The sequence below is a fragment of the Nocardioides ferulae genome (genome assembly GCF_003660455.1).
GTDB classification, from domain to species: Bacteria; Actinomycetota; Actinomycetes; order Propionibacteriales; family Nocardioidaceae; genus Nocardioides; species Nocardioides ferulae.
In genome coordinates this window covers 82,340-95,285 of the sequence record NZ_QZVR01000004.1, presented here as the reverse complement: position 1 = coordinate 95,285, position 12,946 = coordinate 82,340, and the positions used below count along the sequence as shown (strand labels likewise).

Genomic DNA, 12,946 nt, shown 5'->3' with positions numbered 1-12,946 from the left:
GTTGTGACGACCGGCGGGTGCCAGCGAGTCCTGGTCGGAGTGGCTCTCATCCTGGTCACCGCCGTGATGGCCGCGCTGCAGACCAACACGTTCGCGCTCCACGTCGGCATGTCGGCCGTCCACGACGCCGCCCAGGCGTCAGCGCCGAGCAGCCTGGCCCTCCACACGGCTGCACCGCCGGACGGAGCCCGAGGAGCCGCCGGAACGGTCATGGCGATGGGACCTGACACGGAAGCGGCCGGCCACCGGACGGCATCCGGGCCGGTCGCGTCGCCTCACGGATCCCCGGCAGACGCCGGCGAGCACCTGCTGCACCTGCTGGGCGCCTGCCTCGCCCTTCTCGCTGCGGGCGTGGCACTCACTGCTGCCGCCCGCGAGGCCAGAAGTGGACCACCGGCCTCCCCGTCGTCGCCAGCTTCGCCCGCGTTGACGCCTCGGCGGTGGCCTGATTGGACCGGCCCACCGGCACTCTCACCACCCACCACCTCGCCCGTCCTTCGCACGTGACAGGCGCCGGGCCTGCAGCCGCACCACGACAGCAGAGTCCGACGCCCTGCTGACCACTGCCAACCACCCGCACACACCATCGCGGGCATCACAGCGAAGGAAGTCTCATGACCCACACCATCACCGCCATGCTCGACACCCACCCCGGCGAGCCGGTCGCCGACAAGCAGGCCCTCGCCGAGTGCATCGATGCCTGCCTGCGGTGCGCACAGACCTGCACTGCTTGCGCAGACGCCTGCCTGAGCGAGGACATGGTCGCCGACCTGCGCGCGTGCATCCGTCTCAACGCCGACTGCGCCGACATCTGCTCCACCACGGCCAGCGTGCTGTCGCGGCAGACCGGTGGCGACGCCACCGTCGTGACCGCCATCGTCCAGGCGTGCGCCGCCGCGTGCCGCGCCTGCGGCGACGAGTGCGGCACTCACGCGGAGATGCACGAGCACTGCCGCGTGTGCGCCGAGGCGTGCCGCGCCTGCGAGGAGGCCTGCAACCGGCTCCTCGCCGCCCTCGCCTGATCTCGGCCGGCGGGCCCGCTCCCAGGCGGGCCCGCTCTGGGCGGGCCCGCCGACCCGAGGTCGACGGGCAGCCCGCAACGTCGACGGGCGACGGCCCGGCAGTCCCGACCGTGCCCGCCCCGGGTCACACCATCTTGGAGGAACCAGCTCATGAACGACCGCAACGACAACCACGACCCGACGGACGGGAACGACGCGCAGGAGGCCCACGGCGGGCACCACGACGACTCCTCCCACGAACGCCGGATGTACCTCCGGTTCGCCGCCATGATCACCACCTCGACGGTGGTGATGTTCGTGCTGACCTACACCAACGCCTACTCCGCCGATCACGTCCGGTTCAGCCTCGAACGCGTCTACATGGCGCTGCTCATGGGCGGCGCGATGGCGCTGGTCATGCTCTCGTTCATGGTCTCGATGATGTATCGCAACCGCACGCTGAACGCCGTGGTCATCGTCGCGGCGCTCGTCGTCGGTGGTGCGGCCCTGTACGCGTCGAGAGCCCAGGCGCTGGTGAACGACTCGACCTACATGCGCGCGATGATCCCGCACCATTCGATCGCGATCCTGACCAGCGAGCGTGCCGACATCGACGACGTACGGGTCCGCAAGCTCGCCGACGAGATCATCAAGGCGCAGCGCCGGGAGATCGACGAGATGGACTGGCTCATCGACGACATCGCCGAGAACGGACCGGCCACCACCCAGGAGGAGGCCGACGCCAGGCCGGTGCCCGACTTCGAGGCCACCGCAGCCCCGCTCCCCCGGCCACGAGACGGCGTGGGCGACCGAGCTCCGGTTCGGGAGCTGGCCGCGGCGGGCGCGACCACGGGGCCGATCGCGTGGTGGTGGCGGGCGCTCTCAGACCAGTGACACGAGGCTCGCGTCGGCACCCGCCGCGCGGTCTCAGTCGGTCTCTCCGCTGATGCGCATGCTGCGCGCCGCCACTGACTGGATGCGGCGGGTGACGGCGGCCGAGTCGATGGTCTCCGGCCTGTCGCGTGCGTGCTCGGCGTACCAGGTCAGCGACGCCACGAGTGTCTCGGGCGGCACGCCCTGCCCGCCGGTCCACAGACCGATCCGGCGCTGGTGGGTGAGGACGAAGATGCCGTTGCCGTAACCGCCGTCGGAGACCACCTCGTCGATCGTCGTCCACGGCACGGTCACCGGGCGGCGGCCGAACAGCGGCACGTAGACGAGCCCCGACGGGGTGAGGACCATCCGGCCCCGCCCGGTCGCGCCGGCGACACCGGCCCAGATGCCCACCGCCAGCACGAACGGTGCGAACACCAGCATCAGCCCGGCGAACCAGGACGGCTCGTCACCTGCGAGCTCCGCGACCCCGAACGCGCCGCTGGAAGCGGCGTAGAGCAGACAGGCCGCTACCCCCGCAGGCAGGTTCCCGGGCCGCCGCGGAAGCATCGTTCCACCATCGACCACCACCAGGTCCCCACCTCGCCACGGACCTGGGCCGACGTCGCCGGGATGCAGCAGGCCATGCCCAAGGCGATCGCCGGAATCACCCAGGTCTGCACGGCCCTCGACCAGATCTGCAGCTCGTCGCCGGCGAACCCCCACCCAAGGCCGGGTTGTGCCGAACGACTCCGCGGCGACTCGGATCCGGCGATGATGGTCGCCGACGTCACTCTGCGCGCCAAGCAGGAGGGCCGCCGGACACGGGGGATGCCATGCGATCGCGATTCTGGGCGAATGCCGTCGGCTGCGCGGGGATTCTGCTCGCGAGCATCGGGCTCGGCAGTCCAGCACCCGCGACGACGACCTCGCCGTCACCACTCGGCATCCGGCTGGCCAGCCCCGTCTCGGCCGCCCCGAGCCCTCTGCCCGCCCGACCGGCCCTTGCCCGACCGGCCGCCGGCACGACCGGGTCCGTGGCGGTCGACGCAGGAGATCGAGCCGCTGTGCTCGACGCGTACCTGACCCGGTGGCTCCCTGCCTCGATGGTCGAGTTCGACTGGGTCGGCGGCGACGTCGACAACTGCCGTGCCGGGACCCCCGTGGTGGCGGTCCAGAACGCCGCGATGGAGGCGATCGACTACGTGCGCGCCCAGGCCGGCCTGCCGCCAGTGAGCGAGAATCCGGCCTCCTCGTCGATGGCCCAGCAGGCAGCCTTGATGATGGACGCCAACGATGCCCTCTCCCACTACCCGCCGGAGACCTGGCGGTGCTACACACCGTCCGGCGCCGAGGGCGCGAGACGGTCCAACCTGGCTCTCGGCACCACCGGCGTCAACGCGGTCGGTCTCTTCATGAACGATCCGGGCGCCAACAACGGCAGCGTCGGCCACCGCACCTGGCTCCTGGAGCCGGGGCTGCGCACCGTCGGGATCGGGCAGACGCCGCAGAGCCAGGCGATTCACGTGGTCGGCGCCGACCTCGTGATGACCCCCGGACGCCATATCGGGCCTCCCATCACTTGGCCCACCGCCGGCTACTTCCCGCGACCGCTCGTGCCCCGCTCCGGCCGGTGGTCCTTCGACGCGTACGACGACCCGACGTTCGACTTCGACCTCAGGACCGCGACTGTGTCGGTCACCCGCCGTGACGTCAGCGGCGACACCCCGGTCCCGACCCTGGTCGAGTCCATCGGGGCCGACTCCGTCGTCTTCAACGTCGCCCCCTCCGAGGTCCCGGCCTCCTCCAAGCACGACGTCACCTACGCGGTCACGATCAGCGGGGCCACGCGTGTGTCCACCGGCGCCGCGGCTCCCGACCTGAGCTACACCGTCACCTTGGTCTCCCCCGAGGACGAAGATGAGGAGCCCGCGCCCCCGGCCGTGGAGTTCACCGAGCTGCCGTGGCTCCTCGGCACGCCCGACGTCGGCGAGGAGCTCTTCCTCGTCTACCAGTACGACGCCACGGCGCCCCTGCGCGAGCACCACATCGAGTGGTTGCGCGACGGCCTGCCGATCCCCGGCAGCGGTGCCGACCACGACTCCGGGCACGACGTCTTCCACGACATCACCGCCGCTGATCTGGGGTCCCGCCTCGCCGCCCGCGTCACCCTCGTCGCCGAGGACGGCACCTCGATCAGCGCGACGACGCCGGAACTCGCGCCCGTGAGACCCGGCATTCCTCCGACCGCCGCGGGTTCGCCGACCGTCGCCGGCCGCCCGAAGGTCGGACGCACGCTGAAGGTGCTCGCCCCCACGTGGGTGCCCTCCCCCACCCGGGTCACCTTCCAGTGGCTCCGCGGCACCCGCGCTGTCCCCGGCGCGACCGGCTCGAGATACCGCCTGACGCGGCGCGACCTCGGCAAGCTCATCTCGGTGCGCCTCACCGCTTCGCTCGAAGGGCACCAGCCCGGTACGGCCACCTCGCCGCCACGCGGCCCGGTGACCGGACGACGCGGCTGACTCAGCGGCGGTGCGGATCGCTCGACGGAAGGGCGGACCCGCACCGATTCTCTCGTAGAAACACAGAACCCCCGCACGCGGCGGGGGTTCTGTGTCTGGAGGAACTCCAGTGGCAGGTGAAGGATTCGAACCTTCGAAGGCAAAGCCGACGGATTTACAGTCCGCTCCCATTGGCCGCTCGGGCAACCTGCCGGGGTGTCGGAGCGCGGCGTTTGGACCACGCGCGACGAAGCGAAAGAATAGCGCAGCCCCGACGGCGAACGAAAACGCCCGCGTCCCCGACGCGGCGGGGCCGCCGGCGGTGGCCGACATGCCAACGCCTCAGCCACGCCCGACCGAACGCCTGCCCGCAGCACACCCCGCAGCACAGAGGAGAAGACCATGGCCGACTCGTCGTTCGACATCGTCAGCAAGATCGACCGCCAGGAGGTCGACAACGCCCTCGGCCAGACCGCCCGCGAGATCGCCACCCGGTTCGACTTCAAGGGCACCGGCGCCACCATCGAGTGGCAGGGCGAGCACGCGATCGAGATCTCCGCCTCCGCCGACGACCGCGCCACCGCCGTGCTCGACGTGTTCAAGACCAAGCTGATCAAGCGCGACGTGAGCCTGAAGGTCCTCGACGCCTCCGAGCCGCGCCAGTCCGGCCAGCAGTCGAAGATCGCGATCACGCTCAAGGAGGGCATCAGCTCCGAGGACGCCAAGAAGATCTCCAAGCTGATCCGCGACGAGGGCCCCAAGGGCGTCAAGGCCCAGATCCAGGGCGACGAGCTGCGGGTGTCGTCGAAGAAGCGCGACGACCTGCAGGCCGTCATCGCGCTGGTCAAGGGCCAGGACTACGACTTCGCGGTGCAGTTCACCAACTACCGCTGAGCCCGCCGAGCCACGAGCGGCGCGCCGGGCCCGGTCGCCCCACGGTGGGGTGGCCCGGCCCGGCTTCCGATTGGGTGAGGTTAGCCTTGCCTGGTCCCGCGATCCCTTGGAGTGCCCCATGCCTGGTCCCGTACGCCGCCGGCGTGCCGCCCTGCTCGCCGTCACCGCCGGCGTCCTCGCCGCCAGCACCGCCGGCTGCGGCCTGTTCGGCTCAGAGGAGGAGGCCGACCTGCAGGTCTACTCCGCGCGGCACTACGACCTCGAGGCCGCCTTCGAGGAGTTCACCGACGAGACCGGGATCAGCGTCGAGTTCCTCTACGGCGACGACGCCGAGCTGCTCGAGCGGCTCAAGGCCGAGGGTGACGACAGCCCCGCCGACGTGTTCATCACCGTCGACGCCGGCATGCTGTGGAACGCCGCCGAGCAGGGGGTCCTCCAGCCCATCGACTCCCCCGACCTCGACCAGGCCGTGCCCGAGGACCTGCGCGACCCCGACGGCCACTGGTACGGCCTGGCCATGCGCGCCCGCACGATCGTCTACGACCCCGACGCGGTCGACCCGGCCGAGTTCGACACCGAGGACACCTACGCCGGGCTCGGTGACCCGAAGTGGCGCGGCCGGCTCTGCATGCGCGACGAGACCGCGTCGTACACCCAGTCGCTCGTGGCCAGCCTGATCGACCTGCACGGCCGCGACCGGGCGCTGGAGATCGTGCGTGGCTGGGTCGAGAACGACGTGCAGATCATGAGCAACGACGTCGAGCTGCTCGAGACCATCGACGCCGGCGGCTGCGAGGTCGGGATCAGCAACCACTACTACCTCGCCCGGCTCCTCGAGGACGACGAGGACTTCGGGGTCGCGCCGTTCTGGGCCAGCCAGGACGGCGCCGGCACCCACGTGAACATCTCGGGCGCCGGCATCGTCGAGTCCGCCGACAACAGCGAGGACGCCCAGGCGCTGCTGGAGTGGCTGGCCACCGACGGGCAGAGCGCGTTCGTCGACGCCAACCACGAGCTGCCGGTCAACCCCGACGTCGAGCCCGAGCCGCTCGTCGCGAGCTTCGGCGAGTTCGAGCGGATGCCGGTCGACGCCGCCGCCTACGGCTCCCTCAACGCCGACGCCGTCGCGCTGCTCGACGAGGCCGGCTACCGGTGAACCCAGCCGCGTGAGCGGACCGGTGACGAGCGCGCGATGATCTCCCCCATGAGGCCACAGTGAGCACGCTCCCCGTGGACGCCGCGGCGCCGCGAGCCCGCGTCCGCCGCTTCGTGCTGGGCTCCGGGCGACCCGCCTGGTCCGCGCTGGTGGCACTGGTGGCGCTGGTGGTGGCCAGCCCGGTGCTCTCGGTCGCCTCCTCGGCGCTCGCCCGCGCCGGCTCTCCCGACCTGCCCAGCGGCGTCGGCGCGATGGTGGCCACCACCCTGCTGCTGATGCTCGGGGTCGGGGTCGGCACGCTGGCGCTCGGCGCCGGGCTGGCGTGGCTGGTCACCGCCTACGAGTTCCCGCTGCGCGGGGTCCTCTCGTGGCTGCTCGTGCTGCCGCTGGCGATGCCCGCCTACATCCTCGGCTTCGTCTTCCTCTCGTTCCTCGACTACGCCGGCCCGGCGCAGACCGCGCTGCGCGGGGTGCTCGGCGACGACCTCGGACCGCTCCCGGTGCGCTCGCTGGGCGGCGCGATCGTGGTGCTCACCCTCACCCTCTATCCCTACGTCTATCTGATGGCGCGCGCGGCGTTCCTCGAGCTGGCCCCCACGGCGTACGACGCCGCCCGCACGCTCGGCGCGGACCGTGGGCGGGCGTTCCGGAAGGTCCTGCTCCCCTTGGCGCGGCCCTCGCTGGCCGCCGGGCTGGCGCTGGTGATGATGGAGACCCTCACCGACTTCGCGACCGTGCAGTACTTCAACGTGCGCACGGTCTCGGTCGGCGTCTACCTCGCCTGGAAGGGCAGCTACCGGGTCGACTCCGCGGTCGCCCTCGCCTCGCTGGTGCTGCTGTTCGCGGTCGCGGTGCTCGCCGGCGAGCGGCTGCTGCGCGGCGGTGCCCGCTACGCCCAGCGCGGCGGGCGCGGCCGGGGCCTCGAGCGCCGCCCGCTCTCGGGTGCCCGCGCCGCCCTGGCGACCACGACCGGCCTCGTCGTGCTCGCCGCGGCGTTCGCGCTTCCGGTGGTCCAGCTCGTCTCGTGGGCGGTGGCCGGGCTGCGCCGCGACCCGGGCCGGGTCCTCGACGAGCGGTTCGCCGACCACCTGAGCAACAGCGTCAGCGTGGCCGCGATCGTCGCGGTCGCCTGCGTGCTGCTCTCGCTCGGCATGGCGCACGCGCTGCGCCTGGGGGGCGGACGCCTGGTGCGCGGTGCCGCGCAGCTGACCACGTTCGGGTACGCCGTGCCGGGCGCCGTCGTCGGGATCGGCGTGCTGGGCGTCTTCGCCGGCGCCGACACCCTGCTCGAGGCGATCGGCGTCGAGGGCGGCACGGGCCTGCTCGCGACGGGTTCGGTGATCGGCATCCTCTATGCCTACGTGGTCCGGTTCACCGCGCCCGCCTACCAGGCGGTCGACGCCAGCTTCTCCCGGATCCCCGCCCCGCTGACCCTGTCGGCGCTGAGCCTGGGCGCCCGCCCGACGCGGGTGCTGACGCGCGTCCACCTGCCCCTGGTGCGGCCCGGCGTGGCGGTGGCGACGATCCTGGTGCTGATCGACGCGGTCAAGGAGCTGCCGCTGGTGCTGCTGCTGCGGCCGTTCGGCTTCACGACGCTGTCGGTGTGGGTCTATGAGCTGGCATCGGAGAACTTCTGGGAGGAGGCCGCGTTGCCATCGCTGCTGATCGTGACCGTGGCGGTCGGGCCGGTCGCCTTCCTGTTCCGCCAGGTCAAGCTGGTCGACGTCAACTCGAGGGTCGGCTGATGACCTCGGCGCTCACCCTGACCCAGGTCTCGAAGTCCTACGGCGGCCGCGACGCGGACCCGGCGGTGCGAGGCGTCTCGCTCGACGTGTCCCCCGGCGAGCTGCTGACCGTGATCGGGCCGTCCGGGTGCGGCAAGTCCACCCTGCTGCGGCTGGTCGCCGGCTTGGAGCGCCCGGACGCGGGACGGATCGAGATCGAGGGACGGGCGGTCGCCGGCGACGGCGCGTGGCGCCCGCCGGAGGGGCGCCGGGTCGGGCTGGTGTTCCAGGACCACGCCCTGTTCCCGCACCTCACGGTCGCCCGCAACGTCGCCTTCGGCCTGGACCGGCTGCCCCGCAAGGAGCGGGCCGCCCGGGTCGCCCAGGCCCTCGAGCGGGTCGGCCTCGCGCACGTCGCCGACCGGCATCCCCACGAGCTGTCCGGCGGCGAGCAGCAGCGGGTGGCGCTGGCCCGGGCGCTCGCCCCCGGCCCCGCCGTGGTGCTGCTCGACGAGCCGTTCTCCAGCCTCGACGAGAACCTGCGGGCCAAGGTCCGCACCGACACCCTGGCCCTGCTGCGCGAGTCCGGCAGCGCCGCGATCCTGGTCACCCACGACCAAACCGAGGCGCTCGCGCTGGGCGACCGGGTCGCGGTGATGCGCGACGGCGTCCTCGAGCAGGTGGCCGAGCCGGCCACGGTCTACGAGGAGCCGGTGAACCGGTTCGTGGCGACGTTCATGGGCGAGGCCGACTTCCTGCCCGCTCATGTGCACGATGCGCTGCTCACCAGCGAGATCGGCGTGGTCTCGACCGTGCCGGGCTGGGGCGGCACCGACCTCGACGTCGAGGTGATGCTCCGCCCGCACGAGGTCGCCCTGGAGGTCGACCCGGACGCGACGTCACGGGTGGTCGCGGTGGAGTACCACGGCGCGTTCGTGCTGCACACCGTGCGGCTCGGCTCCGGCGCGACGCTCCGGTCGTGGCAGCAGCACGGGGTGCGTCACCCGGCGGGCACTCCGGTCGCGGTGAGCGTGGTGCCCGGTGCCCGGCCGGTGCTGCTCTCGGGCGAGGTGGCGCTGAGCGCTCCGCCGGAGGCGGCTCGTCGCCTCTGACCCGCGGCCGCGCGGCTCAGGCCGGCGGTGACTCGCCCGGCCATCCGGCTGGCGAGCACGCCCACGGCCAGCGACAGCAGCAGCGCGAGCAGCGGCACGTCGTCCTCGAGGTGCGGGTAGACCTGCCAGTGGGTGAGGTAGGTCCACAGCGAGGCCCCGGCGAGGGTGCCGGACAGCGCGGCGACCGGGGCCGGCACCCGCAGGTGCGGCAGCCACAGGAGCAGGAGCAGTCCGACGGCGACGAAGGCCTCGCGCTGCGGGTCGTCGAAGAAGCCGGGCACGGTGGCGACGACGAGGGCGCTGACCAGCAGCCGCCGGCGCGGGTCGCCGGCGCGGGCGGCGGCCCACCCCAGCGCGAAGAGCCAGAACACCACGGAGGCGCGGTGGATGACGTCGCCGTCGCGCAGCGCGACCACCTCGTAGCGGGTGAGCAGGCCGGCGAGCGCCAGCGCCACCGGGAGACCGAACGGCCAGCGCCGCTCGGCTCGGTCGAACGCCGGGACCAGCAGCAGGACGGCGACCAGCAGCAGGGTGGCGACCAGGGCCTCGATGAACCAGTAGTGCCAGGCCGGCTCGGACCAGCCGGGCGGGCCGACGACACCGTTGAGCAGCAGCACCGTGCGCCACGGGTACTGACCGGTGAGGACCGTGACCGCGCCGATCCAGAGGCAGGCCGGTACGGCGATCCGGGCGGCGCTGTGCACCAGGCGGCGGGCCCGCTCGCGCCGGGCGGCCGGGGTGAGGTGGAAGCGGGCGAGGTTGAAGCCGGTCACCCCGAGCAGCAGGTGGGCGCCGCCGGTGAGCACGAAGAGGTTGCCGTGGGTGCCGACGATCGCGACGATCGCCAGCGCGCGCAGCAGCACGTTGGTCTCGACCGTGCGCCAGCGCCGCGGCGGCACCGCACGGTCGGCCGCGCCCGTGGTCGACGGGTGGACGGCTCCTCGCCCTCGCTCGGCGTGCTCGGCGAGCTCGGCGACCGGGAGCAGGTGCCAGCCCGTGGGCAGCCGGCCCAGCGCCTGCTCGAGGCGGATCGACATCTCGACGTAGGACAGGGAGTCGCCGCCGAGGGAGACGAACGAGTCGCGCTCGCTGGCGTCGGGGCGGCCGAGCAGGGTGGCGAACAGCTCGCGCAGCGTCGCCGCGGTGACCTCGCCCGGGACGGGTGGGGTCTCCTCGCCCGGCGCCTGCTGGGTCAGGCAGCGGCCGGCGAGCGCGGTGAGGGCGGGCCGGTCGGGCTTGCCGGAGGGCAGGCGCGGGACGTCGTCAACCTCGAGCGAGTGCACGGCCGCGGCGGGCAGACCGGTACGCCGGCGCACCAGCGCGGCCAGCTCGGCCGCGGGCAGTGCGTGGCCGGGGTCGCGCTGCGTGACGACGACCAGCGCGTCGTCTGTGGCGATGCAGCAGGCCGCGCGACCCGCCTGCTCGCAGAGCGCCTCGACCTGGTCGAGCTCGAGGCGCAGACCGAAGAGCTTCGCGACCCGGGAGCGGCGGCCGACCACCTCGACGTACCCGTAGGCGTCGATGCGGGCCAGGTCGCCGGTGTGCAGGCGGTCGACGGTGGGGCCGCGCGCCAGGTCGGCGCCGGTGTGGGCGTAGCCGAGCATCACGTTGGGGCCGGAGTAGACGAGCTCGCCGACCCCGGGAGGCGCCTCGGGCACGGGCTCGAGCTCGAACCGCCCGCCGGGGATCGCGATCCCGACCGAGCCGGCACGCTGCAGGGCCTGGTCCGGCGGCAGCCAGGCCATCCGGGCGGTGGCCTCGGTCTGGCCGTACATCACGACCAGGTCGAAGCCGCGGCGCTGGCCGAGCTCGGCGTAGCGGCGCACGGTCTCCGGGGGCATCCGGCCACCGGCCTGGGTGAGGTAGCGCAGCGACGGGATCTCCCGCTCGGCGAAGCCGACCCGGTCGAGCAGGTCGAAGGTGTGCGGGACCCCGGGGAAGGTGGTCACCCGGTGCCGCTCGACGCCGTCCCAGAAGCAGGGGTCGACCACCGAGGCGTCGGTGAGCCAGACGGCGGCGCCGCGGGCCAGGTGGCTGTTGAGCACCGAGAGCCCGTAGCAGTAGTGCAGCGGCAGCGTGGTCGCCGCGACGTCGGTGTCGCGGATGCCGAGGTAGCCCGCGATCGCCTCGGCGTTGGCCTGCAGCCCCTCGGCACCGAGCCGCACCAGCTTCGGCGAGCCGGTGCTCCCCGACGTGGACAGGAGCAGGGCGAGGTCGTCGTGCAGGTCGTGCCGCGTGCCCGGGCGGGCCTCGTCGAGCTGCGCGCCGCGGGCCACCACGTCGGGGTCCCAGGCGGCGACCAGCGCGGCGGCGTTGTCGGGCTGCTCGGCGGCCACGGGCAGCACCGGGTGTCCCCCGGCGAGGGCGGCGAGATAGGTGACGACGGTCTCGACGTCGTTGGCCGCCTCCAGCAGCAGCAACCGACGCTGCGGACCGAGAGCGGCGGCGCGGGCCTCGACCCGGTCGGCCAGCTCGGCGTAGGTGAGCGTCCCCTCGGCCGCCAGCAGTGCCTGGCGCGCGCCGAAGTCACGCAGCCGGGTCGCCAGGGCGACCCCGGCGGTAGGGGCCGGGTCGAGGAGCACGCCTCATGGTAAGGCAAGGCTCACCTATCCGCAGATCCGTCCAAGCCGCCGATGTCTCACCCCGCCGATCGCATCGACGGCAGGGCGGGCACCGTGGCGGCGCCGGTCACCGGAGTGAGCCAGACGGTGACCCCCTCCTCCAGACCGACGGCCCGGGCGTGGGTGCGGGTCAGCTGCACCAGCACCTCCTCACCGTCGTCGGTGAGCACCGTCGCCCGCACCTCGAAGCCCACCCGCAACAGCCGCGCGACCGTGCCCTCGACCGCACCCGCGAGGAGCGGCACCCGCGAGATGTCGATGTCGTGGGGGCGCACCAGCTGCCCATTGACGCGGGTCACGTCGCCGAGGAAGCCCATCACGAAGTCGTTCGCCGGCTCGTCGTAGAGACGGTCCGGCGTGCCGATCTGCTCGACCCGGCCGTCGTTGATGACCACGATCTCGTCGGCGACCTCGAGCGCCTCCTCCTGGTCGTGGGTCACGAAGACCGTGGTCACGTGCACCTCGTCGTGCAGCCGCCGCAGCCACTCACGAAGCTCCTTGCGCACCTTGGCGTCGAGCGCCCCGAACGGCTCGTCGAGCAGCAGCACCTTCGGCTCGACCGCCAGCGCGCGGGCCAGGGCCATCCGCTGGCGCTGGCCGCCGGAGAGCTGGGAGGGCAGCCGGTCCGCGAACTGTGAGAGGTGCACGAGTTCGAGCAGCTCCGCGACCCGGCGGTCGATGCGCGCCCGGTCGGCCCGCCGCTGTGCGGCCCACGGCGGGCGGAGGCCTCCGTGGGCCCTGATCTCGAGGCCGAACGCGACGTTCTTCGCGACGGTGAGGTGCTTGAAGACCGCGTAGTGCTGGAAGACGAAGCCCACGTCGCGCTTCTGGGCCGGCAACCCGGTGGCGTCGACGCCCTCGATGCTCACCGAGCCGGCATCGGCGCGGTCGAGGCCGGCGATGATCCGCAGCAGCGTCGACTTGCCGCCGCCGGAGGGTCCGAGCAGCGCGGTCAGCTGCCCACTGGGGAGGAGGACGTTGAAGTCGTCGAGGGCGACGAAGTCGCCGAACCGCTTGGTGATGCCGCGAACTTCGATGCTCATGGAGAGCCTTTCGGGTGCAGG

At 72.8% G+C, this 12,946-nt stretch carries 10 protein-coding genes and 1 tRNA gene; 7 read left to right on the top strand and 4 right to left on the bottom strand.

Going from position 1 to position 12,946, the window contains the following annotated elements; genetic code table 11:
* The first annotated feature begins 614 nt into the window (after positions 1-614).
* The gene (locus D6B71_RS06725) at positions 615-1,022 is read left to right on the top strand and encodes a four-helix bundle copper-binding protein (protein WP_121253331.1); all 408 of its coding nucleotides are present in this window, start codon (positions 615-617) and stop codon (positions 1,020-1,022) included.
* Positions 1,023-1,172: 150 nt separating this feature from the next.
* Positions 1,173-1,895 (top strand): DUF305 domain-containing protein, encoded by a 723-nt coding sequence (locus D6B71_RS06720; protein WP_240641186.1) that lies wholly within the window; start codon positions 1,173-1,175, stop codon positions 1,893-1,895.
* Positions 1,896-1,928: 33 nt separating this feature from the next.
* On the opposite strand, the gene D6B71_RS06715 is transcribed toward D6B71_RS06720, so the two are convergent.
* Entirely contained in the window at positions 1,929-2,444 is a 516-nt protein-coding gene (locus tag D6B71_RS06715; protein ID WP_121253330.1) for a hypothetical protein, read from the bottom strand.
* 497 nt (positions 2,445-2,941) lie between these two features.
* Here D6B71_RS06715 and D6B71_RS06705 point away from each other — a divergent pair, with 497 nt between their 5' ends.
* Positions 2,942-4,396 carry a CAP domain-containing protein gene (locus D6B71_RS06705; RefSeq protein ID WP_164519564.1) on the top strand — a complete coding sequence of 485 codons (1,455 nt, stop codon included), beginning with the start codon at positions 2,942-2,944 and terminating at the stop codon, positions 4,394-4,396.
* A 110-nt stretch (positions 4,397-4,506) separates the two neighbouring features.
* On the opposite strand, the gene D6B71_RS06700 is transcribed toward D6B71_RS06705, so the two are convergent.
* Positions 4,507-4,588 (bottom strand) — tRNA-Tyr (locus D6B71_RS06700).
* Positions 4,589-4,777: 189 nt separating this feature from the next.
* Here D6B71_RS06700 and D6B71_RS06695 point away from each other — a divergent pair.
* The 4 genes from D6B71_RS06695 to D6B71_RS06680 all read left to right on the top strand — a co-directional run bounded on the left by D6B71_RS06695 (position 4,778) and on the right by D6B71_RS06680 (position 9,261).
* Entirely contained in the window at positions 4,778-5,269 is a 492-nt protein-coding gene (locus D6B71_RS06695; RefSeq protein WP_121253325.1) for a YajQ family cyclic di-GMP-binding protein, read from the top strand.
* Positions 5,270-5,387: 118 nt separating this feature from the next.
* Positions 5,388-6,425: an extracellular solute-binding protein gene (locus D6B71_RS06690; RefSeq protein ID WP_121253323.1), complete on the top strand. Its 1,038-nt coding sequence runs from the start codon at positions 5,388-5,390 to the stop codon at positions 6,423-6,425.
* Positions 6,426-6,484: 59 nt separating this feature from the next.
* A complete protein-coding gene (locus tag D6B71_RS06685; RefSeq protein ID WP_121253321.1) occupies positions 6,485-8,170 on the top strand; it encodes an ABC transporter permease in 1,686 nt (561 codons plus the stop codon).
* Entirely contained in the window at positions 8,170-9,261 is a 1,092-nt protein-coding gene (locus tag D6B71_RS06680) for an ABC transporter ATP-binding protein (protein WP_121253319.1), read from the top strand. The genes D6B71_RS06685 and D6B71_RS06680 overlap by 1 nt, the downstream gene beginning before the upstream one ends.
* Here the strand turns inward: D6B71_RS06680 and D6B71_RS06675 are convergent.
* Complete coding sequence (locus D6B71_RS06675; protein ID WP_121253317.1) at positions 9,150-11,843, bottom strand: AMP-binding protein; 2,694 nt, start codon at positions 11,841-11,843, stop codon at positions 9,150-9,152. The genes D6B71_RS06680 and D6B71_RS06675 overlap by 112 nt on opposite strands.
* A gap of 56 nt (positions 11,844-11,899) precedes the next feature.
* Positions 11,900-12,925, bottom strand: coding sequence for a sulfate/molybdate ABC transporter ATP-binding protein (locus D6B71_RS06670; protein ID WP_121253315.1), 1,026 nt, complete (start codon positions 12,923-12,925; stop codon positions 11,900-11,902).
* Between the last annotated feature and the right edge of the window lie 21 nt (positions 12,926-12,946).

Bases quoted from the DNA above. Each gene is read 5' to 3' on its own strand.
- D6B71_RS06680 (WP_121253319.1), top strand. From the start codon at position 8,170: ATGACCTCGGCGCTCACCCTGACCCAGGTCTCGAAGTCCTACGGCGGC.
- D6B71_RS06720 (WP_240641186.1), top strand. From the start codon at position 1,173: ATGAACGACCGCAACGACAACCACGACCCGACGGACGGGAACGACGCG.
- D6B71_RS06695 (WP_121253325.1), top strand. From the start codon at position 4,778: ATGGCCGACTCGTCGTTCGACATCGTCAGCAAGATCGACCGCCAGGAG.
- D6B71_RS06670 (WP_121253315.1), bottom strand. From the start codon at position 12,925: ATGAGCATCGAAGTTCGCGGCATCACCAAGCGGTTCGGCGACTTCGTC.
- D6B71_RS06715 (WP_121253330.1), bottom strand. From the start codon at position 2,444: ATGCTTCCGCGGCGGCCCGGGAACCTGCCTGCGGGGGTAGCGGCCTGT.
- D6B71_RS06725 (WP_121253331.1), top strand. From the start codon at position 615: ATGACCCACACCATCACCGCCATGCTCGACACCCACCCCGGCGAGCCG.
- D6B71_RS06690 (WP_121253323.1), top strand. From the start codon at position 5,388: ATGCCTGGTCCCGTACGCCGCCGGCGTGCCGCCCTGCTCGCCGTCACC.